Raw genomic sequence first — 23193 nt, forward strand, 5'->3', positions numbered from 1 at the left:
CGACGCATCGCACCCATGGCTGCCTCCTTTCCCCAGAACGCGCAGGACTTCCTGCCGATCCTCCTGCAGGGCGCCGTGGTCACGGTGCAGGTCACCGTGCTCTCGTTCCTGCTGAGCAGCGCGATCGGCCTCGGGCTCGCGCTGATGAAGCTCTCGCCCGTGCGCGCGATCGCGTGGACGGGCGCGGTGATCGTCAACGTGATCCGCGGGCTGCCGATCATCGTGCAGCTCTTCTACATCTACTTCGTGCTGCCCGAGTTCGGCGTGCAGCTCACGGCCTTCCAGGCCGGCGTGATCGGCCTGGGCATCGCCTATTCGGCCTACCAGGCCGAGAACTTCCGCGCCGGCATCGAGGCGGTCGACCCGGGCCAGCGCGAAGCCGCGCAGGCCATGGGCATGCGCTCGGCGCTGATCATGCGGCGCGTGATCCTGCCGCAGGCCTTTCGCATCGCGCTGCCGCCCTACGGCAACACGCTGGTGATGATGCTCAAGGACTCCTCGCTCGTCTCCACCATCACCGTGGCCGAAATGACCCGCGCCGGCCAGCTCATCGCCTCGTCCACCTTCCAGAACATGACGGTCTACACGCTCGTTGCCCTGCTCTACCTGCTCATGAGCCTGCCGCTGGTCTACGGCCTGCGGCGGCTCGAGAAGCGCTTCGGCGCCGGAAGGAAGCAGCCATGATCCGCGTCGATGGACTGGAGAAGCGCTTCGGCACGCACCGCGTGCTGCAGGGCGTGAGCCTGCATGTCGATGCGGGCGAGGTGGTGTGCCTCATCGGGCCTTCGGGCTCGGGCAAGTCGACGGTGCTTCGCTGCATCAACGGGCTGGAGTCGTACGAAGGCGGCGAGGTGCGCGCCTTCGGAGAACGCGTCGACCGCGACAGCAGCGCCATCCACCGTCTGCGCAGCCGCATGGGCATGGTGTTCCAGCGCTTCAATCTGTTTCCGCACCGCACGGTGCTGGAGAACGTGATGGAAGGCCCCGTCTACGTGCTGGGCCAGAAGCCCGCCGAGGCGCGCGAAGAGGCGCTCGCGCTGCTCGCCAAGGTCGGGCTCGCCGAGAAGGCGGGCGCCTATCCGGCGCAGCTCTCCGGCGGCCAGCAGCAGCGCGTGGCAATCGCCCGCGCGCTCGCGATGAAGCCCGAGGCCATGCTGTTCGACGAGCCCACTTCGGCACTCGACCCCGAACTGGTCGGCGACGTGCTCGGCGTGATGCGCGCGCTGGCCGACGAAGGCATGACCATGATCGTGGTCACGCACGAGATGGGCTTTGCACGCGAGGTGGCCGACCGCGTGTGCTTCCTGCACAGCGGCAGCATCGTCGAGGAAGGCCCCGCCGCGCAGGTGCTGGGCGCACCGAAGCAGCCGCGCACGCAGGACTTTTTGCGGCGCGTGCTGCATCCGTCGTCGGCCGTCCCAGCCGAGGTGCGGGCATGAGCGCAGGGCTTCCGCCGTCGCTGTGGGCTGCCACCGCGCCCCCTGCCCCGCCGACGCCGCCGCTCCGCGAATCGCGCAAGGTCGATGTGCTGATCGTCGGCGGCGGCTTCACGGGCCTCTCGACCGCGCTGCACCTCGCCGAGGCGGGCGTGCAGGTCTGCGTGCTCGAATCGAACGAGCCCGGCTGGGGCGCGTCCGGGCGCAACGGCGGGCAGGTGAATCCCACGCTGAAGCACGACCCCGACGAGCTGACGCGCCTCTACCGCAGCGACCGCGCCGCGCCGCTGATCGACGCCGTCTCCCGCTCGGCCGATGTCGTGTTCGACCTGATCGCGCGGCACGGCATCGATTGCCAGCCGGTGCGCAACGGCTGGCTGCAGGTGGCCTATTCGCCCAAGCAGGTGGCCGGGCTGCATGCGCGCGCAGAACAATGGGCCCGACGCGGCGTGAAGACGGAAATGCTCGACCACGCCGCCGTCAGCGCGCGCCTGGGCACCGAGGCTTTCGCGGGCGGCTGGCTCGACCCGCGCGCCGGTGGCATCCAGCCGCTGGCCTACACGCGCGGGCTGGTGCGCGCCGCGCAGGGTTTCGGTGCGGCGGTGCATGGCGGCACCGAAGTCACGGCATTGGAGCGCCGGGGCGCGCACTGGCATGCGAGCACATCGACCGGCGCCACCGTCACCGCGGACCAGGTGGTGCTGGCGACCAACGGCTACACCGGGCCACTGTGGCCGGGGCTGTCGCGCACCGTGCTCGCGGCGAACAGCTTCATCGTGGCGACGACACCGCTCGAAGGCGCCGCCGCGGATGCGATTCTTTCGCGCGGCGAAACGGCATCGACCTCGCAGCGGCTGCTGCTCTACTTCCGCAAGGACGCGCAGGGCCGCCTGCTGATGGGCGGGCGCGGACACTTCGCCGATCCGGAAGGGCCCGCGGACTTCGCGCACCTGGAGCGCTCGCTCGAACTGCTGTTTCCCCAACTCGGCCCGCTGCGTTATGAATACCGCTGGGCCGGCCGCATCGCCGTCACGCGCGACTTCATGCCGCATGTGCACACGCCCGCACCGGGCATGACGATCGCGCTGGGCTTCAACGGGCGCGGCATCGCGCTCGCAACGAGCATGGGCAAGCACCTCGCGGCGCGGCTCGTGGATGCGAAGGCGGAGTTTCCGTATCCGGTGACGGAGATGCAGCCGATACCGCTGCATCGGTTGCAGCGGTTCTATGTGGCGGGCGGGGTGGCTTGGTACAGCTTGCTGGACCGGTTGGCTTGAGCGGCGTTTTCAGGCGTTTCCCGGCGCACCGGGGAACACGTCACCCGAGGAACGACTACCCGCGCTGGTGGAAATGAGTTTTCCCCAGCGGAGTCGCATCGGCAACTCGACAACGCTACGCTTCGGTCCTCGACTCCAAGGACTTCCATGACCCCCACCATGCGCGCCGTCGTGCTCGACGCCCCGGGCCCGCCCGAGGCCCTGAAGATTCGCGCCCTGCCCATTCCCGTGCCCGGTCCCGCGCAGGTGCTCATCAAGGTGCGCGCCTTCGGGCTCAACCGCTCCGAGCTGCACACCCGCATCGGCCTTGCCGAGGGCGTGACCTTTCCGCGCGTGCTGGGCATCGAGGCGTGCGGCGAAGTCGCCGCGTGCCCGGGCAACGAGTTCGCGGTCGGGCAGCAAGTCGTCGCGATGATGGGCAACATGGGCCGCACCTACGACGGCGGCTATGCCGAATACACCTGCGTGCCCGTGTCGAATGTGATCGCCTTCAGGAGCACGCTGCCCTGGGACGTGGTGGGCGCCGTGCCCGAGATGCTGCAGACCGCGTACGGCTCGCTCGTGTCGGCGCTCGATGCAAAGGCGGGCCAGTCGATCCTGATCCGGGGCGGAACCTCATCGGTGGGGCTGGCCACGGCGAGCCTTGCGAAGCAACGCGGCCTGACCGTTCTTGCGACCACGCGAAGCGCAGCCAAGCAGTCCGCGCTGGCCGCAGCCGGTGTCGATCATGTGCTGATCGACGACGGCGCCGTGGCGCCGCAGGTCCGCAAGCTTTTCCCGGAAGGGGTCGATCTCGCCCTTGAACTGGTCGGAACGCCCACGCTGCCCGACACCCTGCGCGCATTGCGCCGGCGCGGTGTCGCGTGCTTCACGGGCATGCTGTCGAACGAATGGACCGTCAAGGATTTCTACCCGATCGGCTATCTGCCCGATGCGGTGAGGCTGTGCGCCTATTCGGGCGAGGCGGCGGACCTGCCGTCACCCGTCCTGCAAGGCTATCTCGACGATGTGGCGTCGGGCAAGCTTTCCGTTCCCATCGACAAGACCTATGCGTTCGACGACATCGCCGAAGCGCACAGGGCGATGGAACAGAACGAGGCCAAGGGCAAGCTGGTGGTCGTGATCTAGCGCGCGCTCAACGCGGATACCCGATCTCGGCAATGTCATCGGCGAGCGACGCCAGATCGACATCGGAATTGAGCCGCCGAACGAGTTCCACGCTGAGCGGCTCGTGGCGGTAGATCGCGGCGACGTCGCCCACGGCGACATCGCGCTCGTAGTACTCACCGGCGAACGCTGCGTATTGCTCGGGGCGCCCCGCAAGAATTCCGAGCAAATCAGCCGATCCATCGGGGTCTTCACCCGCCGGAAGTTCGACATTTCCGCAGGACCAGTGTTCGTCGTCGCTCAGGCGCCAGATGCAGAACGTGCTGTCGTGGGTGGCGAATGCGGGCTCGTGCAAGAGGTTCGCGTGGAACGCCGAAGGCAGGCCCTCGAAGATCGCGGGCTGCGGATTGCCGTGCCTGAAAATCGGCGCCTCATGCGCAAGGCCATGGATGGCAGCACCCGCCGCGCAGAAGATGGCGAACCAGTGGTCCCCCGAGCCATTACGCATCGAGGCCATCATCCCGCCATCCGACCACGCCTGGTTGAACGAGTAGTAGCGGTACTCCCACTCCGGCGACAGGATGGCGTCGAGCATGGCGAGCGATTGCGTCAGCCGCTTCAGTTCCTGGATGCCCGGGAGCGGCTTCAGGTTCTTCGTCGAAAGGGTCATGGTGCTCCTCGTTGTCATTGTTCATTCAGTTCGATCTGCGCGTGACGGTTCATCGGGGGCGGCCGCGCCGGGTGGAATGGCAGTCCGCTACCTGGATGCATGGCGCCCTTCGCCATCGCCACCATCTCGATAGCGCTGCGGCGTCACACCATGCTGCCGCGCAAACGCACGCTGCAGTGCGTCGACCGACCCGAAACCGCTGCGCGCTGCAATGCGCTCCTGCGGCCACTCCGTCTGCCGCAGCAACTGCGCCGCCGCGGCCACGCGCGTCTGCTCGACGAAGCGCGCCGGTGTGCAGCCTGTTTCCGCCGCGAACGCGCGCGCGAAATTCCGCGGGCTCATCTGCACGCGCTCGGCCAGCAACTCGACCGACAGCGTCTCCTGCGGATGCGTGCCGATCCACGCCACCAGCTCGCGCAGCCGATGGCTCGCCGCGCCTTGCGCCTGTAGCGCCTGGCTCAGCTGCGGCTGCTCCGCGCCGCGCAGCATCGGCAGCGCGAGCGTGCGGGCGATGTCCATCGACACGCCATGGCCGAGGTCGTCTTCGACCAGCGCCAGCGCCAATTCGATGCCGGTCGTGACGCCAGCCGATGTCCACACCGGGCCATCGCGCACATAGATGCGCTCGCGCTGCACGCGCGTCTGCGGCCGCAGCGCCTGCAGCTGGTCGCACCAGCGCCAGTGCGTGGTGGCATCCCGACCGTCGAGCAGGCCCGCCGCCGCGAGCGCGAAAGCGCCGCTGCACACGCTCGCGACGCGGCGGATGCCCGGTGCGGCGTCTTTCAGCCACGCGCCGATGCAGTGCTCGACGATCGCTTCGCGCACCGCGGGCTCGTCGCCGCCGGCCACGATCAGCGTGTCGATGGCGGCGGGCAACTGCTGCAGCGCCAGCGTGCCTCCGAACTGCAAGCCGCCGTTCGTCGACACCGTGCCGCCGCCGGGCGATGCGATGTGCAGGCGGTAGGTGCCGGGGCGCATCTCCTCGGCCTTGCTGAACACGCTGGAAGGGCCGGCGGCATCGAGCACCTCGACGCCGTCGAACACGACCAGCACGACGTTGCTGGCAGGAACCGCGGTGTCTTCGTCCTTGTGGGTCGGGGTCGGCATTCTTAATCTCTGGGCATCGTCGGGTTGACAGGAGAACAGAGCCATGTGGAGAGCGGTGTGGGCGCTGATCGGCGCCAGTATTGCAGCGTTTGCCCTCGCAGGATGCGGCGCGGGCGCGCCGCTGCCGCCCACGCCGGCCGACGCCTCCGCGAGGGAGCGCGAGCAGCAGGCCTTCGTCGAAGCCCTGAAGCCGCGTCGCGCTGGCAGGCCGGTGATCGCCGTGCTCGCCTTGAACGAAGGCACCGAAACGACCGACCTGCTGCTGCCCCACGCGGTGCTCCAGCGCGCCGACGTGGCCGATGTGCGGATCGTCGCGCCGAAGAGCGGCCGGGTGACCCTGTATCCCGCGCTGCAGGTGGATGGCGCACAGGACTTCGCGAGCTTCGATCGTGCGCATCCCTCGGGGCCGGACTACGTGATCGTGCCGGCGATGATCGTCGAAGACGATCCAGCGGTGGCGGACTGGCTGAAGCAGCAGGCCGCGCGGGGCGCGCGGGTGATCGGCGTCTGCTCGGGCGCGCTGGTGGTCGGCTATGCCGGGCTGCTCGACGGGCGGCGTTTCGCAGGCCACTGGTACGACCGCAAGACGCTGCTGAAGCGCCACCCCGGTGCGACCCATGTGCCGCATCAACGCTACGTGATGGACCGCGATGTCGCGACCACCACCGGCATCACCGCCTCGGTGCCGACGATGCTGGCGCTGGTCGAAGCGATCGGCGGGCCGGAGAAGGCGAAGTCGATGGCCGACGAACTCGGCGTGGCGTCGTGGAGCCCCGCACACGACAGTGCACCCTTCGGCCTGGACGTGAAGCGCGGCGGCAGCTACCTGCTCAACAAGGCCGCGTTCTGGCGCGGCGAGCAGGGACAAATCGAAGTGCGGAACGGCACCGACGACATCGCGCTTGCGCTGGCGGCGGATGCGTGGACGCGCACGGGGCATATGAAAGTCGATGCTGCGTCTGCGTCCGGTTCGGTCACGTTGCGCAGCGGGCTCGTGCTCGTTACGCAGCCAGCTCGCGAAAAATCGACCCGCCTGCTGCTGACTTCCTCGCTCAAGCCGGTGCAGCAACTGGATCGCACGCTGTGCGAGATCGCCGCGCGCCATGGCGAGGCACAGCATGACTGGGTCATGCAGGAGATGGAGTACCCGGGGCCAGCCGCGGCAATTTGCGCAGGCTGATTGCGCCAGCGTGGTCCGAGCGGCGGAGGCCGATGAAAGCGAGAGCCCATCTAACATCGCGGCTGGCTCACTTGCCCTCAGCCCACATGACCTCTTTCGATTTCGAAACGCTCCGCGTCCAGATCCGCGATGCCGCCCGCCACGCCTTCGGCACGCTGCGTGCCGCGCACCCGAACGAGCGGTTCTATGCGATGGCCCTCTACACCGACGACGGCGCGATGACGGTCTGCCCGAGCGCCAACAGCGAGGAGGCTTTTCAACGCATCCTGCTGGACGGCGAATTCACCGACCCCGCCGATGTCGCGTACGCCCGCTGGGGCACTGCGGAGTGGGCCTACGAAGCCGTGCACGCGGAGCGGTTCGACGCACCGTGCAAGCGTCTGAGTATCCATCTATTGACGCTGGACGACGACCGTGCCTTCGGTGCCTTCCGCTCGCGACTGCACGACACGATGGCCCAGGCGCTGGCCGATCTGGACCAGGAAGGTTTCTTCGGCGCGGGGGCCGACAGGCAGGCGCTGACCCTGTTTTGCAGCATCTCGGATTCCGACGAAGCCGAAGCGTTGGAGGACCGGTCGGCCGAGCAGCTGAATCCGCTTGCGGTGTTCGCAGCCTTCAAGAAGCGCTGGGACGCCTTCCCTGCCTGAGCCGCTGCGCCGTGGCCGCGCTCAATCGACGCGGATGTTCCGAGCCTTCACCAACGCGCTCACCCGCCCCATCTCGTCCTGTACGAACTTCGCGAACGCCTCGGGCGTGGTGCCCGCGGGTTCCAGGCCGAACTGCAGCAGCTTCTGCTTCACCGTGGGATCGTTCACCGCCGCCTGCACCGCCTTGCCCAGCCGCTGAACGACATCGGCCGGCGTGCCCTTGGGCAGGAACACGCCGTTCCACTCGACCACGTTGTAGCCCGGCAGGCCCGACTCGGCGAGCGTGGGCGTGTCGGGCAGCCCGTTCACGCGCTTGCTGGAGCTCACCGCCAGCGCGCGCAGCTTGCCCGACTTGACGTAGCCCAGCGTCGAGGCCACGTTGCCGAAGTACGCCGACACCTGTTCGCCCATCACGTCGGTCAGCGCCGGTGCGCCGCCCTTGTAGGGCACGTGCATCAGGTTGACCTTCGCCTGCTCGTTCAGCGCCTCGCCCGCCAGGTGCGAGCCGGTGCCGCCGCCCGCCGAGGCGAAGCTCAGCTTGCCGGGGTTCTTGCGCGCGAAGTCGAGGAACTCGGCCACCGTCTTGTACGGCGCGGTGGCGGGCACGACGAGGATCTGCGGCGCGGTGGCCACGAGCGAGACGGGAATGAAATCCTTCGTCGCATCGAATGGCAGCTTGCGCAGCGACGGGTTCACCGAGAACGCCGAGGCGTCGTAGAGCACGGTGTAGCCGTCGGCCGGGGCCTTCGCCACGTTGTCCTCGCCGATCACGCCGCCGGCGCCGGGCTTGTTGTCGATGACGATCTGCTGGCCGAGCGCGGTGCTCATGTGCTGCGCGACGACGCGCGCGGTGTTGTCGGCGCCGCCGCCCGCGGCGTACGGCACGACCATGCGGATGGGTTTGTCGGGCCATGCGGCCCAGCCGAGCAGCGGAGTGCACGCGGCCAGCGCGGCGATGGATTTCAGGAAGCGTCTCTTCGTCATTTTTCAGGTGTCTCGGTCTTTGTCGTCATTTCAGCAAAGTCGTACAGCAGCGCCGGGTTGTCGACGAGCACGCGGTGACGTGTGCCCGCGTCGGGCACCCATTGGCTCAACAGGTCGAACAACACCGCGTCGTCGGGTTTGATAAGAGGCTCGGTCGGATGCGGCCAGTCGCTGCCCCACACCACGCGTTCGGGGGCCTGGCGGACCCAGGCTTGCGCGATGGCCGTCGTGTCAGCGTAGCCGCCCGCAGCTCCCAGCTTCGAATCGAGATAAGGGCCCGACAGCTTGATCCACGTGCGGCCGTTGTCGCGCAGCCGGCTGACCACATCGAACGCGGGATGCGAAAGCGCGTCGGGCGGCGGCAACCGCGCGAGGTGGTCGAAGACGATCGTGCACGGCAGCCGCGCAAGCAGGTCCGCATGCGCCGCGATCTGGTCGGCGCTCCAGTGCAGTTGCACATGCCAGCCGAGCGCATGCACGCGCTGTGCAAGCGGCTCGACCATCGAGAAATCTGTGGCCGCATTGGCGCTCGTATAGAGCGTGAAGCGGATGCCGCGAATGCCGCCCGCGTGCAGACGCTCCAGTTCGGCATCGGTCACGTCGGGCCGGACCACCGCGACACCGCGCGTGTTCTCGGCACCGAGCGCGCGAATGGCGTCCAGTGTCACGCTGTTGTCGGTGCCATGCACGCGCGGCTGCACAACGACCGTTCGCTGCGTGCCGATGCGTTGCTGCAACAGGCGATAGTCGTCGGCCGTGGCCTTGTCGACCATCGCGTCGGGCGAGCCGTGCAGCTCGAAGCGGCGGTCGTAGATGTGCATGTGCGCATCGCACGCGCCCTCTGGCGCCACGCTAACGGGTCGGCGCGTTCCGCTGCTGTTGGGGTAGCTGACGTCCATGCGCGTTTTCAGTCCGCTGCGTTCGTGGTCTTCAACACCTTGTCCGTGTGCTGCCCCAGCGTTGGCGCCGCAAAGGGCTCGGGGCCGGGCGTGCGTCCGAACTTCACCGCCCGCGTGAATCCGCGGTACGAGCCGAGCGTAGGATGCGCGAAGTTCGCCACCATGTCCTCGGCCAACACCTGCTCGTTGTCGAACATGTCCTCGACCGTGCGTGCCGCCGCGCAAGGCACTTCCTCGCCGAACAGCTCTTCCCATTCGAGCGCGGTGCGTGCAGCCAGCGCTTCGCGCAGGCGCGGAACGATCTCTGCAAAGTGCAGCGCGCGTTTTCGCACCGAGTCGTAGCGCTCGTCGGCCGCGAGTTCGGGCAGGCCCACCTTGGCGCACAGCGCCTGCCAGAAGTGCGGCGTGTTGGCCGAGATGTAGAGGTGCCCTTCGCGCGTCGGATGCAGGCCGGTGATGCCGCCCGAGCGCATGTCGCGCCCCACCTCCTTCGGCTCGCCCTCGGCCCACACCATGCGCGCCGATTGCATCGTGAGCGCCGAGCGCAACAGCGACACGCCGACGAACTGGCCCTGGCCGCTCTTCTCGCGTTCGTACAGCGCCGAGGCCACGCCCGCGGCGACCAGCGCGGCCGCGTAGTAGTCGACCACCGAGCCGTAGATGATCTCGGGCGGCTCGCCGCGCTTGCCCTGCAGTGCGCACATGCCGGTCATGCTCTGCAGCACCTGGTCGTAGCCGGCCTTCTCGCGCAGCGGACCGGTCTCGCCATAGCCCGTGAGGCTGCAATAGATGAGGCGCGGGTTGACCACTTTCAGCTGGTCGTACGCAATGCCCAGCCGCGGCGGCACGCTGGGCCGGAAGTTGTGCACCAGCACATCGGCCGTGCGCACCAGCGCCATCAACGCGGCAAGGTCTTCCGCATTTTTCAGGTCGAGCACCACGCCGAGCTTGCTGCGGTTCACGCCGATGAAGGCGCGGCTCTCGGCTTCGAGTGTCGAGGGGTACTTGCGCAGGTTGTCGCCCGTGGGCGGCTCGATCTTGATGACCTCGGCGCCCTGGTCGGCCAGCAGCGAGCAGCCGTAGGGGCCCGCGATGTAGGCGCTCAGGTCGAGCACGCGCAGGCCGCTCAATGGCCCCGCGGGGCCGGTGCGCGCGGGCAGGCGAGTGTCGTCGTGGGGGACGTCGAGGCTCATGGATTCTTCTTTCTTCAATGCTCAGTCGGCGGTGATGTTCTGCTGCTTGGCCAGCTTCTTCCAGCGTTCGACGTCCTCGGCGATGACCGTGCCGAACTGCGCCGGCGAGAGCGGCGTGGCGATGGCGCCTTCGCGCAGGAAGTTGGCCGCGATCTCGGGCTTGGTGATGATCTTGTTCACGGCACCGTTGAGCTTGGCGACCACGTCGGGCGGCGTGCCCGCCGGTGCGAGCAGGCCCCACCAGAGTTCGAATTCATAGCCCGGCACTGCCGTGGAAACCGGTGTGAGGTCGGGCGCGATCGGGCTGGGCTTCAGGCTCGTGATGCCCACGGCGCGCAGCTTGCCTGCACGCACCATCGGCAGCAGCGAGGGCCCGCTCGAAATCAGCAGTTGCGTCTGGTTGCCGACGAGGTCGGTCACGGCCGGCCCCATGCCCTTGTAGGGGATGTGCGCGATCTGCAGGTCGCCCACCTTGGCCTTGAGCAGCTCGGTGCCGAACTGGTTGACGCTGCCCGCACCCGAAGAGGCGTAGTTGTACTGCCCCGGCTTCGCCTTGATGGCGGCGATGAGCTCGGCCGGCGTCTTCGCCGGGAACTCGTTGTTCACCGCCACGATGAAGGGCCCCTTGGCGAACATCGCGATGGGCGCGAGGCCCTTGACCGGATCGAACGGCAGCTTCGACTGCACGGCCGCATTGGTCGTCATGCTCGACGACACCGCCACCAGCGTGTAGCCATCGGGCGCGGCCTTCGAGACCTGCCCCGTGCCGGTGTTGCCGCTCGCGCCGGGGCGGTTGTCGATGATCACCGGCTGCTTGAGCTCGTCGCCCAGTTCCTTGGCCACCTGGCGCGCAAAGGTGTCGTTCGAGCCACCCGCCGGATAGGGCACGACGATGGTGATGGTCTTGGTCGGATACGCGGCCTGTGCGAAGGCGGCGCCGTTCGACAGGCAGCCGCCAGCGGCAGCTGCAACAACAGCGAGCGTGCGCAAGCGAAACAACGGGGAAATCTTCATCTGTCTTGTCTCCTGATTTTTCAAAGAAAGCGAAAAACTCAACCCGGCAGCAGGCCCAGGCTGCGCGCGCTCGCAACGATGGCGCGTGCGCGGATCACGAAAGGGATGTCGATCATTTTTCCGTCGACCACATAGGCACCCACGCCCTTGGCATCGGCGTCGCGCGCGGCTTCGACCACCTTGCAGGCGTGGGCGATTTCTTCATCGGTCGGCCGGAACACCTCGTTGGCGATCGCGATCTGGCTCGGATGGATGCAGGTCTTGCCAAGAAAGCCGAGGTTGCGCGACAACATGGCTTCGGCGCGGAAGCCCTCGGCATCGCGGATGTCCGCGAACGCGCCGTCGTAGGCATAGACACCCGCCTCGCCCGCGGCGATGCGCATCGCGAACATCGCCTGCTGGATCGCGGCCGGCTCGCGACGCGCGATGCCCAGCGGCTCGAACAGATCGCCGAGCCCCAACTGCAGCCCCGCCACGCGCGGATGCGCCAACGCAAGCTGCGCCGCGGTGCGCAACGCCGAAGGCGCTTCGATGTTCAGCAACAGGCCGATGGGCGCGCGCACGCCGTTGGCCTGCTCGGCGCGCTCGATGGCCTCGACGGCGGTACGTACATGCGCCGGGCTCTCGGGCTTGGGGATGTTGATGAGGTGGACGCCGGGCTGGGCGACCGCCGCGATGTCGTCCGCGAAGTGCGGCGTGTCCATCGCGTTGACGCGCACGATCACGGTCTTGCCCGATGCGGCCACGCCATCGCCCTGCAGCAGTTGCCGCACGGCATCGCGCGCCTCGCCCTTGCGCGGCTCGGACACCGCATCTTCCAGGTCGAAACACACGCCATCGGCCGCGCCGCCCAGCGCCTTGGCGAACAACTCGGGGCGCGTGCCGGGAACGAACAGTTTGCTTCTCATGCGCCGCAGTGTGCGCAGCGCGTGAGAAAAGAAAAACACATGCTTTCTATGATCAGTTCATAGAAAATCTATCTTCATGGAAACCGCCTACCTGCAAAGCTTTCTCCTGGTGGTCGAGTCGGGCTCGATGTCGGAAGCGGCACGCCGGCTCGATCTGACGCCCGCGGCCGTGGCCCAGCAAATACGCACGCTGGAGCGCGAACTCAACGCGCCGCTGCTCGCCCGCGCGGGCCGCACGGTGCAGCCGACCGAGGCAGGGCACCTGCTGTTGCAGCGCGCGCGCAACCTGCTGCGCGAGGTGGGCGACATCAAGACGCTGCTGAACAGCGACGCGGCCGGCGGAGAGTTGCTCATCGGCACCATCAACACGGCGATTCACAGCCTGCTTCCGGACATCCTCGCGCGCTTCGTGAAGACGCATCCGGGCGTCAAGGTTTTCCTGCAATCGGGCACGACGGCCACGCTCCACAAGGCGGTGCAGCAAGGCGAGCTCGATGCGGCCGTGTGCCTCTATCCGCCGTATGTGCTTGCCAAGACCTTCGACTGGTCGCTGCTGCGGGAGGAACCGCTGGTGCTGCTCGCGCCAAGCCGCCTTGCCAGGCGCGACCCGCACGAACTGCTGCGAACCTCGCCGTTCATCCGCTATGACCGCGCGCTCGGCGGCGGCAAGCAGGCCGACCGGTACCTGCGCGCCGCGGGCATCGTGCCGCAGGAGCGCTTCGAGCTCAGCTCGCTGCTGGCGATCGCGATGATGGTCGACCGGGGGCTGGGCGTTTCGCTGGTGCCCGACATCGCATCGCCGCTGCTCGACGGCCAGCGCATCGTGAAGATCCCGCTGCCGCTGCCCTCGGAGCCGCGGCGCTTCGGCGTGCTGTGGCTGCGGGCGTCGCCCCGGCAGCGGTTGATACAGGGGTTCGTCGACAGCGCGGCAGGCGTGATCCGGACGAGAGGCGTGCCGACCTGAAGCAACCTGCGCTCTACGCCCGGTCAGGTGAATGGCTACTTGCGCTTCTCTCCCGGAACGCCTAACTTGCGGGCCTGCACCCGTTCCTTGGTTGCGATGCACTATGCAGGTCAATGAATCCATCAGGTTCCAGAAAATTCCGCATCGGTCTGAACACGCGCATGAGCCTCGGCGTGGCGGCAGTGGTGCTGGCAGCGACGTTCGCCATTGCCACGATGGCGCTGCAGTTCGTCAAGACCAGCATGCGGGAGTCGATTGCCCAGGAGGAGTTCGCGCGGGTTTCGGCGCTGGCGGATGCGGTTGACCAGAAGTTCATCAGCCGGCGCACGCTGCTGAAGACCTTCGGCGACAGCGCGGAGGCGCTCACGCTGGCGGACGCGGCGCCGCTGCAGGCTTTTCTGGAACGGCACGCGTCGCTGCGCGAGGCGTTCGACAACGTGGCCTTCATCGACATGGACGGCAACCTGGTGGCAAACCTCAACAACGCCAACCAGGTCCGCCGGATCAACATCAAGGACCGTGCGTATTTCCGGGACACGGTGGCCTTCAAGGAGGGCGTGATCTCGGAGCCCTACCGCAACCGGCTGAACGGCCTGGCGCAGGTCGCCATCACCGAACCGGTGCTGGACAGCGCAGGGCGCGTGCAGTTCGTGATCACGGCCTCCATCAACCTGAAGGAGCGCAACATCCTGGGGGAGCTGGCGAGCGTCAGGTTCGGCGAGACCGGGTACCTGTTCATCACCACGACGAACGGCATCGTCGTGGACCATCCCCGCGAAGAGCGCGTGCTCGAAGCAGCCAGCCCGAACACGGCGCGCAACCCCGAGATAGAGCGCGCCATCAGAGGCTTCGAGGGCGCGACCGAAGGCGTCAACCGGGAGGGCGTGCACGGCCTGTATGCATTCAGGCGCCTGCGGCAGGCGGACTGGATCATGGGCGCCATGTATCCGCGCGACGAGGCGTTTGCGCACGTCGATGCCATCGAGCGGGCGGCCTGGGCGGGGGCCTTCGTGCTCGCGTTGCTGGCGGGTGCGATCGCGCTGGCTGTCGTGCGGCAGCAACTCAAGCCCCTGACCGCGCTGCACCGCCACATGCTGCGTGCGCAAGCCGCACCGGCCGAAGTGGCGGCGCTGCGCAGGTACACCAACGATGAAATCGGCGACCTCTCGCGCACCTTCGACCGGCTGATGCGGCAACGGCAGGCGGACGAAAAATTCCTGCGCGACATCACCGACAACCTCCCGGCCCTGGTGTCGCATGCCGACGCGCAAGGCCGCTACACCTTCGTGAATGCCCGCCTGTGCGAGAAGCTGGGCCAGAGCGCCGCGCAGCTTATCGGGCAGCGGGTGCAGAGCATGCGCAGCCCCGGCGACGACGCGGCACTCGAAGCCGGGCTGCGGCGCGTGGCGATGGGCGAATCGGTCAGCCTGGAGCGCCGCGACACCTCGGGGCCAGATGCAGAAGAGCGCTTTTTCCAGACTGATCTGATTCCCGACCTCGACCACGCCGGGCAGTACCGCGGCTATTACGCCATGACCTTCGACGTGACGGAGCGCAAGCGCATCGAGGTGAGCCTGGCGCACAGCGAGGCGAAGGTCCGCATCATTGCGGACAACATTCCTGCGCTGGTGTCGCATGTCGACGCATCGCTCAACTACACCTTCGTGAACGCGCACATCCGGGCGCTGCTCCGGAACGATTCGATGGTCGGCCAGTCGATGCCCGAGGCGCGCGGTGCGGCGGATTTCGCCATCGTCGAGCCCTACATCCGGCGCGCCCTGGCCGGCGAGGCCGTGGTCGTCGAGAAAAAAGGCGATCCTGCGCGCGGCATCGGCGAGCGCACCTACAAGGCCCACTACATTCCCGACCAGGATGCGAGCGGCGCGGTGCAGGGCGTGTTCGCGATGACCTTCGACATCACCGACGAAGTGAACGTGCGCAAGGCCCTGACCGAGCAGGAGAAGCGGCTGCGCGACGTGACCGACAGCATTCCCGCGCTGGTGGGCTATTTCGACACCGAGGAAAACTGCCTCTACGCCAACAGCCGCGCGCGGCAGATGGCAGACCATGGCGACCGCCCGCTGGACGGCGTCACGCTGCGCTCGGCGCTGGGCGAATCGATGTACGCACAGCACGCGCCCTACATCCCGGTGGTGCTCGCGGGCAAGCAGGTGCGCTTTCCGTTGCATGCGCCGCTGCACGGCAAGGATGGCCACTTCCAGGCCCACCTGATTCCCGACAAGGACCTTGGCGGCCGCGTCCTGGGCTTCTATCTCATGACCTTCAACATCACCGCGCTCAAGCAGGCGGAACTGCAGCGCGCCGACAGCGAGAACCGGCTGCGCACCATCACCGACAACCTGCCCGCGCTCATCACCTACATCGACCGCGACGAGATCGTGACCTTCGCCAATGCCACCCATCGCGAGTGGTTCGGACTCGAACCCTCGCAACTGCTGGGCCGGCCGCTCCACGATGTGGTGGGCCATGGCGTGTACCACAAGCGCAAGGCCTTGATCGACCGGGCGCTCGCCGGCGAGCGTGTGGAGTTCGAGGACCAGACCCGGGCCGTCGGCGCGGGTCGTGTCGCCCGCATCAGCCTGGTGCCCGATGTCGGCGCGGACGGCGCCACGAACGGCATCTTCTCGCTTTGCCTGGACATCACGGCCCTGAAGGCGGTGGAGAGCCAGCTGATCGAGCTGGCCCGGCTCGACACGCTCACCGGCCTGCCGAACCGGCTCGCCTTCAACGAGCTCCTGCCCGCGGCGCTCCTGCGCGCGCAGCGCACCGGAAGCGCGATGGCCCTGATGTTCCTGGACATCGACGCGTTCAAGACCATCAACGACACGCTGGGCCATGCGAGCGGCGACAGCGTGCTGGCCGAATACGCCAACCGCCTGCGGTCCAGCGTGCGCGCCACCGACACCGTGGCGCGGCTGGCGGGGGACGAGTTCGTTGTCGTTCTGGAAAACCTGCCTGCGCGGGATGGGGCGGCAGCCGTTGCACAGAAAATCCTCGCGCAGATTCGCGCCCCCGCGTTTCGCCTCGACAGCCAGCTGCTGCAGGTCACGACGAGCATCGGCATCGCATTCCGCCAGGGCGGCGATGCACCGGTCACCGCCGAAGAATTGCTGGCGCATGCGGACAGCGCGCTCTACGCCGCCAAGTCGGCGGGGAGGAACAGGTTCGAGTTTTCCGATTGATCCGTTGCCCATGAACCGCGGCTCCGGCCGCAGCACCACTGCACGCCAACGCTCGCTGCGTGCCAGCGCAGAGAAACCAGAACAGGAGATTCCATCCATGCCATCCGCCGAAGTCACCACACCGGAACAACTGCTGACCGAACTCGATGCCCAGACCCGCATGCCGATCGCGCAGATCGGCCAGACGCTGATGTCGCTGGGCATGATCACCGCGGCGCAGTTGCAAGGTGGACTGGTTCAGCAGCAGCTCGCCCCCACGGTGCCGCTGGGCGAGATGCTGGTGCGCATGGGCTTGATCAACCGTGCCCAGCTGCAGGCGGCGCTGGTGCACAAGATGGGCTATCCGCTGGTCAACCTGCACCTGTTCGCGCCGTCCGCCGAGGCCCTGCGCAAGATCGGCCACAGCGCGGCGCAGCGCCTGCAGGTGATGCCGCTGATGCTGCACGAGGGCCGCCTGGTCCTCGCGCTGGACGATCCCTCGAACCGGCGTTCGGCCATCGACGAAGTGGAATTCATTGCCCAGTCGAAGGTGATCCCGGTGGTCGGGAAATGCCTCGACCTGGACGGCGTGCTGCACAAGGCCTACGAGAAGCTCGGCGACCCGGCAACGCCGCGCCCGGCCAGCTTCGATCCGATGCGGCCACTGGAGTTCGACATGGCCGGCACCAGCGAACTGCTCGAAACGCTCGAGAAAGAAGGCCGCTCGATCGCCAGCACCGAGGCGCCGATCGAGCAGTCGGACAACTCGCTGGTGCGCATGATCAACAGCATGATCCTGGAGGCGCATCGCGAAGGCGCATCGGACATCCACGTCGAAAGCTCGCCCGGCGACGAAAAGACCCGCATCCGGTTTCGCCGCGACGGCCGGCTCTATACGTACCTGGAGCTTCCGTCCAGCTATCGCAACGCCGTGGTGGCGCGCATCAAGATCATGTGCGACCTGGACATCAGCGAGAAACGCAAGCCGCAGGACGGCAAGATCAACTTCGGCAAGTACTCGCCGCAGCACCGCATCGAGCTGCGCGTTGCCACCATCCCGACCAGCAATGGCCTGGAAGACGTGGTCATGCGCATCCTTGCATCGGCCAAGCCCATCGCGATGAACGCGCTGGGCCTCTCGCCGCGCAATCTCGCGCAGCTCACCCAGGCGGTCGAGCGCCCCTACGGCATGGTGCTGTGCGTCGGCCCCACGGGTTCGGGCAAGACCACGACGCTGCACTCGGCGCTGATGCACATCAACACGCCGGAGCGAAAGATCTGGACCGCGGAAGACCCGATCGAGATCACGCAGGCGGGGCTCAGGCAGGTGCAGGTCAATCCGCGCATCGACTGGACCTTTGCCAAGGCCCTGCGGGCCTTCGTGCGCGCCGACCCCGACGTGATCATGGTGGGCGAAATCCGTGACGAGGAAACCGCCAGGACGGCCATCGAGGCGTCATTGACCGGCCACCTCGTGCTTTCGACACTGCACACCAACAGCGCCCCCGAGACCGTGACGCGCCTGCTTGACATGGGCATGGACCCCTTCAACTTCGCGGACTCCCTGCTGGCCGTGCTGGCACAGCGGCTGGTGCGCCGCCTCTGCACCCAGTGCACGACCAGCAGCCCCGCGAGCCCCGAGAAGGTCGAGGAACTGCTGGCCGACTACATGCATGCCTTCGGCGCGGAGGCCACGCCCGCCGAACGCGAGGCGGTGCGCGGCGACTGGATCGCACGCCATGGGCGCGACGGCCATCTGCACACCTTCACCAGCACCGGCTGCCCGCATTGCGGCGATACGGGCTTCAAGGGCCGTGTGGGCATTCACGAGCTGATGGTGGTGTCCAGGACGCTTCGGCGCCTGGTGCAGAACGGGGCGCGTGCCGAGGAACTGCAGGAAGCGGCGCTGCGCGAAGGCATGCGCACGCTGCGTCAGGACGGTATCGAGAAGGTGCTGGCCGGGCAGACGACCATCGAGGAAGTGCGCGCGACCAGCAACGTGTGAGCGGGACTCGCCCGCCCCGCCCCGTCAGGTCAGGTCAGGCGGTGCCCCAGGCCACCGCCGGCAATGCGGCAATGGCGGGCCTTGCGAAGAAGTAGCCCTGGAACAGGTCCACGCCGAGCGCATGAAGGGCGCCGACCTCTTCCGGCACCTCGACGCCTTCGGCGATCACCCGGATGTTGAGTTCGTCGCAGGTGGCGACGAAGCCCCTCATGATGGCCAGCCGAACCGGGTCGGCATGGATGTTCCGCACCAGGCTCATGTCGATCTTCAGGACATCGGGCTGGAACGCGGCGAGCATCCCGAAACCGGCATAGGCGGCGCCGAAATCGTCGATGGCCGAGGTGAAGCCGTGGCGCCGGAAGTCATGGAAGACGGCCGCGAGTCCGGGCAGGTCGATCGTCCGCTCGCCCTCGGTGACCTCGAACATCAGGCGGTCCACCGGAAAATTGCAATGCTGCGCGGCGGCCATGGCGGTGCGAAAGCACTCGGGCCGGCCGGCCACATCGTTCGGCAGCACGTTGAGGCTGAGCCTGGATGCCATGCCCAGCCCCGCCGCCATCTCGATGGCCTTCACGCGGCAGGCTTCATGAAACGCAAAGCGCTGCGAGTCGTCGATGCCGGCGAGCACCTCGGTGGCGCCTTGTCCCGAAAGACCGCGCACCAGCGCTTCGTGCGCAAAGATCTCGCGCCGCGCGACATCCACGATCGGCTGGAACGCCATGGTGAACGCCGAGCCGAAGCCGGGAAAGCAGGCATCGGCGAGGTTTTGGGCTGTCGCGGACATGGGACTCGCGGTTCGGATGGGAGGCGTTCTGGCGGGAGTGCGAGGCGACCAATGTAAGCGTTTTTTTACTCCCTGCGGCCGTGCTTGCGCACCGGTCGCAGCAAGCGACGTGCCGCAGGGGGGCTTCGAGCGCTTCGAGGGCGGAAATCGTGCTTGCGGACAGGTGCACCGGCAAGCCGTAGACACCAAAGTTTGCGTGACCTATGGCACTGGTGAACATGGGTGCTCCCGCGCCATAGTTCGGCGCGCCCGGAGGCGAATCCAGACCTCCGGGCTTCTTTTTCTAGAACAAAGAGGGAAGCTCATGAACACAAGATTTGTATTGGCGGCCGTGGCCGTTGCGACGCTGGCTGCCTGTGGTGGAGGCGGCGATAGCAGCCCAAGCCCATTCCAGATCGTTCCGGTCAGCCCGCCAGCTCCGGCCCCTGCTCCGGCCCCCGCACCCGCACCTGCACCGGCCCCCAACCCCGACAACACCTCGTCCGCAGCCTGCTTCAACGAAGCCGACCTGCACGAGGGCACCACGTCTGTGGTGGAACTGGACGTCACCGCCAAGGACCAGACCTTCAAGCAGCGCGTGACCACCGTCACCCGCACCCGCGAGTCCTTTGCCGACGCGAACCCGGTGCGGCTGCTGCGCACCACCTTCAACTACTTCAACAACTCGGAAGGAACGGAGCGGCAGTACATCGACTTCGTGGACGGCAAGATCCTGCGATACGGCTCCCGCAATGGTGGCGAAGGCGCCGACCCTGCGCTCGGCACCAACACCAACGTGCCGACGTTCGCGATGCCCGTCATGTCGCCGGGCCAGACGCTGGAGTTGAACTACGTGGTCAAGTCCGTGAGCGGCGCGAACGGAGAGATCCGGAACGAGCAGCCCATCTCGGGAACGGACACCTTCGTCGGGCGCGAGACCCTCGTGACGCCGATGGGCTCGTTCAGTGCCTGCAAGTTCTCTGGCATCACGCGCGTGCGGCAAGTGGACGGGACGGACCTCATCCAGAACCAGGACAACTGGATCGCCGCCGACGGCCCCTACCGCGGCCAGATGCTCAAGCTGGTGACCCGCATCGGCGAGGACTTCGGGATGGTCGTCGCCACGCAGATCACCTACACGCCGAAGTAGGGCACGGCGCCGCCGTCTGCCCCTGGGCTCAGGGGCAGACCAGTTCCGTCTTCGACGCCGCGCACAGCCTGGCCACCTCGGCCTTCGACAGGAACTCCGTGGCCAAGCTGTTGAGCATCAGCACGGCCGGATAGAGGCGCGCGTCCTGCGGGTTCGCGCGATACGCCTTCTGCAGCAGCTGCTGGCCCGCCTTGTTGCAGTTCTTGCGCTGCATGTGGTTGATTTCCTTGTCGCGCGCGGAGCCGTCGCCATTGAACTCGCCGGCGAAGTGAAAGCACATCTCGGTGTCGGAGACGGCCTTCTGCAGGGCTTTCTCGTCCTTCGAGAATTTCGCGGGCTCGGCCGCGAACGACAGCGAGGCCGACAGCAGTGCGGCGCCTGCGGCGATGAACATCGGTTTCATGGTGCGAATCCCTTCTTCAAAAAAAAAGCTGCCAACAGATGGCAGCTTTCTATCGGCGCAAGGCCCCTTGGCGAACACCGCGGAATCGGCTTCGCCGGGCCGCTGGTGTTGCCCCCGGTAGGGGGTTGGCGAAGCGACACGAAGTGCGCGCAGCCTGGGGGCGAGCCTAGTTTTTGCCGGGCACCTTGCCTTCGACGCCCTTGACGTAGAAGTTGATGCCCGTCAGGAATTTGTCGTCGGCCACCGCGTCCTTGGCAACCACTTCCTTGCCGTCCTGGCCAAGGATCGGGCCCTTCCAGATCGAGAAGCTGCCGTCCTTCAGGCCCTTCTTCACTTCCTCGACCTTGGCCTTGGTTTCGGCCGGCACGTCCTCGGCGATCGACACGAGGTCGATGGCGCCTTCCTTCACGCCCCACCAGGCCTGGCCGGTCGCCCACTTGCCGTCGAGCGCGTCCTGCGTGGCCTTGATGTAGTACGGCGCCCAGTTGATGGTGGCCGAGCCGAGGTGGGCCTTCGGGCCGTAGGCGGTCATGTCCGAATCCCAGCCGAAGGCGCGCTTGCCCTTCTCTTGCGCCGTCTTGAGCACGGCGGGCGAGTCGGTGTTCTGGAACAGGATGTCGGCGCCACCGTTGATGAGCGCGGTGGCCGCTTCGGTTTCCTTGGGCGGGCTGAACCATTCGTTGACCCACACGACCTTGGTGGTGATCTTCGGGTTGACCGACTGCGCGCCCATCGTGAAGCTGTTGATGTTGCGCAGCACCTCGGGAATCGGCACCGAGCCGACGACGCCGAGCGTGTTGCTCTTGGTCATGGCACCGGCAATGATGCCGGCCATGTACGCGCCTTCGTAGGTGCGGCTGTCGTAGGTGCGCATGTTGTCGGCGGTCTTGTAACCGGTGGCATGCTCGAACTTCACGTCCTTGCTGTCGGTGGCGACCTTGAGCATTGGCTCCATATAGCCGAAGGTGGTGCCGAAGATCAGCTTGTTGCCCTGGCCGACCATGTCGCGGAACACGCGCTCGGCGTCGGCGCCTTCGGGCACGCTTTCCACGAAGGTGGTCTTGATCTTGTCGCCGAATTCCTTCTCGAGCGCCTTGCGGCCGTTGTCGTGCGCGAAGGTCCAGCCGCCGTCGCCCACCGGGCCGATGTATGCGAATGCGATGTTGAGCGGCGCTGCCGGAGCCGGTGCGGCTGCTGCGGGGGCCGGAGCGGGCGCGGGGGCCGCGGCCGGTGCTGCCGCTTCTTCTTTCTTGCCGCAGCCGATCAGGGCCGCCGAAGCGACCGCCGTGAGGGCGGCCAGCTTGAGCAGGGAGCGCTTGTTCAGATCATTCATTGTCGGAAATCCTCAAAAAGGACGGGTTGGCGGGAAAACGAAAAACGCGATTATGAGCCGGGGTAGAACGGTTTCCCTATGGAAGCCGGCATGTTGATGCGGATGAACGCGGGGTTGCGCGAGATCAGCGCCAGCACCACGATCGGCGCGATGTACTGCAGCATGCTGAGGAACTGGGGCGGCACATCGACGCCGCTGCTCTGCAGGTGGAAACCCAGCATCGAGACGCCGCCGAAGAGGTACGCGCCCAGCAGCACGCGGATCGGCCGCCAGGTGGCGAAGGTGGTGAGCGCCAAGGCGATCCAGCCGCGGCCCGCGACCATGCCTTCGACCCACAGCGGCGTGTAGACCGTCGAGAGGTACGCGCCCGCCAGCCCGCAGAGCGCGCCGCCCGCGATCACCGCCATGAAGCGGATGCGCCGCACCGGATAGCCGAGCGCGTGCGCGGACTCGGGCGATTCGCCGACCGAGCGCAGCACGAGGCCCGCGCGCGTGCGGTACAAAAACCAGATGAGCCCGACCGTCAGCACCACCGCGAAATACACCATCGGGTGATGGCGGAACAGCGCGGGGCCGACGAGCGGAATGTCGGCCAGCACGGGGATCGCATAGCTCGCGCTTTCGGGCAGCTTGGCCTGCACGAAGTTGATGCCGGCGAAGGCCGAGAAACCGACGCCGAACAAGCTGAGTGCCAACCCGGTCGCGTATTGGTTGGTGTTGAGCCAGATCACCAGCACGCCGAAGAACGCGGCGAGCAATGCGCCTGCCGCCATGCCCGCAAGGAAGCCGAGCCAGGGGTTGTGCGTGGTGACCACCGTCGCGAAGCCGGCGATGGCGGCGCACAGCATGATGCCCTCGGCGCCCAGGTTGACGATGCCGGCTTTCTCGTTGATGAGGAGGCCCAGTGCGGCGATGGCGAGGACGGTGCCGGCGCTCAGCGTGGAGCCGAGGAGGAGTGCGTAGCTGTCCAT

Annotated in this window: 21 protein-coding genes; 10 read left to right on the forward strand and 11 right to left on the reverse strand. The window is 67.2% G+C overall.

What is annotated here, in order from left to right:
* Window positions 1-15 precede the first annotated feature (15 nt).
* The 4 genes from ehuD (at window position 16) to QF040_RS15870 (ending at window position 3841) form a co-directional block, all read left to right on the forward strand.
* A complete protein-coding gene (ehuD, locus tag QF040_RS15855; RefSeq protein ID WP_429611844.1) occupies window positions 16-684 on the forward strand; it encodes an ectoine/hydroxyectoine ABC transporter permease subunit EhuD in 669 nt (222 codons plus the stop codon).
* Window positions 681-1439: an amino acid ABC transporter ATP-binding protein gene (locus QF040_RS15860; RefSeq protein ID WP_429611845.1), complete on the forward strand. Its 759-nt coding sequence runs from the start codon at window positions 681-683 to the stop codon at window positions 1437-1439. The genes ehuD and QF040_RS15860 overlap by 4 nt, the downstream gene beginning before the upstream one ends.
* Window positions 1436-2713, forward strand: coding sequence for an NAD(P)/FAD-dependent oxidoreductase (locus QF040_RS15865; RefSeq protein ID WP_429611846.1), 1278 nt, complete (start codon window positions 1436-1438; stop codon window positions 2711-2713). Before QF040_RS15860 ends, QF040_RS15865 begins: the two co-directional genes overlap by 4 nt.
* 147 nt (window positions 2714-2860) lie before the next feature.
* Window positions 2861-3841 carry a zinc-binding alcohol dehydrogenase family protein gene (locus tag QF040_RS15870; protein WP_429611847.1) on the forward strand — a complete coding sequence of 327 codons (981 nt, stop codon included), beginning with the start codon at window positions 2861-2863 and terminating at the stop codon, window positions 3839-3841.
* A gap of 7 nt (window positions 3842-3848) precedes the next feature.
* Here QF040_RS15870 and QF040_RS15875 read toward each other — a convergent pair whose 3' ends face one another.
* Window positions 3849-4490, reverse strand: coding sequence for a hypothetical protein (locus QF040_RS15875; protein WP_429611848.1), 642 nt, complete (start codon window positions 4488-4490; stop codon window positions 3849-3851).
* Window positions 4491-4577: 87 nt separating this feature from the next.
* Window positions 4578-5597, reverse strand: coding sequence for a GlxA family transcriptional regulator (locus QF040_RS15880; RefSeq protein WP_429611849.1), 1020 nt, complete (start codon window positions 5595-5597; stop codon window positions 4578-4580).
* Window positions 5598-5640: 43 nt separating this feature from the next.
* Between QF040_RS15880 and QF040_RS15885 the strand changes: the two genes are divergently transcribed.
* Both QF040_RS15885 and QF040_RS15890 read left to right on the forward strand, forming a co-directional pair.
* The gene (locus QF040_RS15885) at window positions 5641-6777 is read left to right on the forward strand and encodes a DJ-1/PfpI family protein (RefSeq protein WP_429611850.1); all 1137 of its coding nucleotides are present in this window, start codon (window positions 5641-5643) and stop codon (window positions 6775-6777) included.
* An 86-nt stretch (window positions 6778-6863) separates the two neighbouring features.
* Complete coding sequence (locus tag QF040_RS15890; RefSeq protein WP_429611851.1) at window positions 6864-7424, forward strand: DUF4303 domain-containing protein; 561 nt, start codon at window positions 6864-6866, stop codon at window positions 7422-7424.
* A gap of 21 nt (window positions 7425-7445) precedes the next feature.
* On the opposite strand, the gene QF040_RS15895 is transcribed toward QF040_RS15890, so the two are convergent.
* The 5 genes from QF040_RS15895 to QF040_RS15915 are packed head-to-tail and all read right to left on the reverse strand — an operon-like array spanning window position 7446 to window position 12422.
* Window positions 7446-8408 carry a Bug family tripartite tricarboxylate transporter substrate binding protein gene (locus QF040_RS15895; RefSeq protein WP_429611852.1) on the reverse strand — a complete coding sequence of 321 codons (963 nt, stop codon included), beginning with the start codon at window positions 8406-8408 and terminating at the stop codon, window positions 7446-7448.
* Entirely contained in the window at window positions 8405-9307 is a 903-nt protein-coding gene (locus QF040_RS15900; protein ID WP_429611853.1) for an amidohydrolase family protein, read from the reverse strand. The genes QF040_RS15895 and QF040_RS15900 overlap by 4 nt, the downstream gene beginning before the upstream one ends.
* A gap of 8 nt (window positions 9308-9315) precedes the next feature.
* Window positions 9316-10500, reverse strand: coding sequence for a CaiB/BaiF CoA transferase family protein (locus tag QF040_RS15905; protein ID WP_429611854.1), 1185 nt, complete (start codon window positions 10498-10500; stop codon window positions 9316-9318).
* A gap of 21 nt (window positions 10501-10521) precedes the next feature.
* A complete protein-coding gene (locus QF040_RS15910; protein WP_429611855.1) occupies window positions 10522-11514 on the reverse strand; it encodes a tripartite tricarboxylate transporter substrate binding protein in 993 nt (330 codons plus the stop codon).
* Between the two features lie 38 nt (window positions 11515-11552).
* Complete coding sequence (locus QF040_RS15915; RefSeq protein WP_429611856.1) at window positions 11553-12422, reverse strand: HpcH/HpaI aldolase/citrate lyase family protein; 870 nt, start codon at window positions 12420-12422, stop codon at window positions 11553-11555.
* 76 nt (window positions 12423-12498) lie between these two features.
* Between QF040_RS15915 and QF040_RS15920 the strand changes: the two genes are divergently transcribed.
* From QF040_RS15920 to QF040_RS15930, 3 genes are all read left to right on the forward strand, one after another.
* Complete coding sequence (locus QF040_RS15920; protein ID WP_429611857.1) at window positions 12499-13386, forward strand: LysR family transcriptional regulator; 888 nt, start codon at window positions 12499-12501, stop codon at window positions 13384-13386.
* 161 nt (window positions 13387-13547) lie between these two features.
* Window positions 13548-16589 carry a PAS domain-containing protein gene (locus QF040_RS15925; RefSeq protein WP_429611858.1) on the forward strand — a complete coding sequence of 1014 codons (3042 nt, stop codon included), beginning with the start codon at window positions 13548-13550 and terminating at the stop codon, window positions 16587-16589.
* 97 nt (window positions 16590-16686) lie between these two features.
* The gene (locus tag QF040_RS15930; protein ID WP_429611859.1) at window positions 16687-18573 is read left to right on the forward strand and encodes a GspE/PulE family protein; all 1887 of its coding nucleotides are present in this window, start codon (window positions 16687-16689) and stop codon (window positions 18571-18573) included.
* A 34-nt stretch (window positions 18574-18607) separates the two neighbouring features.
* Here QF040_RS15930 and QF040_RS15935 read toward each other — a convergent pair whose 3' ends face one another.
* Window positions 18608-19357 carry an EAL domain-containing protein gene (locus tag QF040_RS15935; RefSeq protein WP_429611860.1) on the reverse strand — a complete coding sequence of 250 codons (750 nt, stop codon included), beginning with the start codon at window positions 19355-19357 and terminating at the stop codon, window positions 18608-18610.
* A gap of 304 nt (window positions 19358-19661) precedes the next feature.
* Between QF040_RS15935 and QF040_RS15940 the strand changes: the two genes are divergently transcribed.
* A complete protein-coding gene (locus tag QF040_RS15940; RefSeq protein ID WP_429611861.1) occupies window positions 19662-20486 on the forward strand; it encodes a hypothetical protein in 825 nt (274 codons plus the stop codon).
* Between the two features lie 28 nt (window positions 20487-20514).
* On the opposite strand, the gene QF040_RS15945 is transcribed toward QF040_RS15940, so the two are convergent.
* From QF040_RS15945 to QF040_RS15955, 3 genes are all read right to left on the reverse strand, one after another.
* Window positions 20515-20889 carry a hypothetical protein gene (locus QF040_RS15945; protein ID WP_429611862.1) on the reverse strand — a complete coding sequence of 125 codons (375 nt, stop codon included), beginning with the start codon at window positions 20887-20889 and terminating at the stop codon, window positions 20515-20517.
* A gap of 166 nt (window positions 20890-21055) precedes the next feature.
* Window positions 21056-22222 carry a BMP family ABC transporter substrate-binding protein gene (locus QF040_RS15950; RefSeq protein WP_429611863.1) on the reverse strand — a complete coding sequence of 389 codons (1167 nt, stop codon included), beginning with the start codon at window positions 22220-22222 and terminating at the stop codon, window positions 21056-21058.
* 50 nt (window positions 22223-22272) lie between these two features.
* Window positions 22273-23193, reverse strand: a complete 921-nt coding sequence (locus tag QF040_RS15955) for an ABC transporter permease (protein WP_429611864.1) — start codon at window positions 23191-23193, stop codon at window positions 22273-22275.

Source organism: Variovorax sp. W2I14, assembly GCF_050435205.1.
Taxonomy (GTDB): domain Bacteria; phylum Pseudomonadota; class Gammaproteobacteria; order Burkholderiales; family Burkholderiaceae_C; genus Variovorax; species Variovorax paradoxus_C.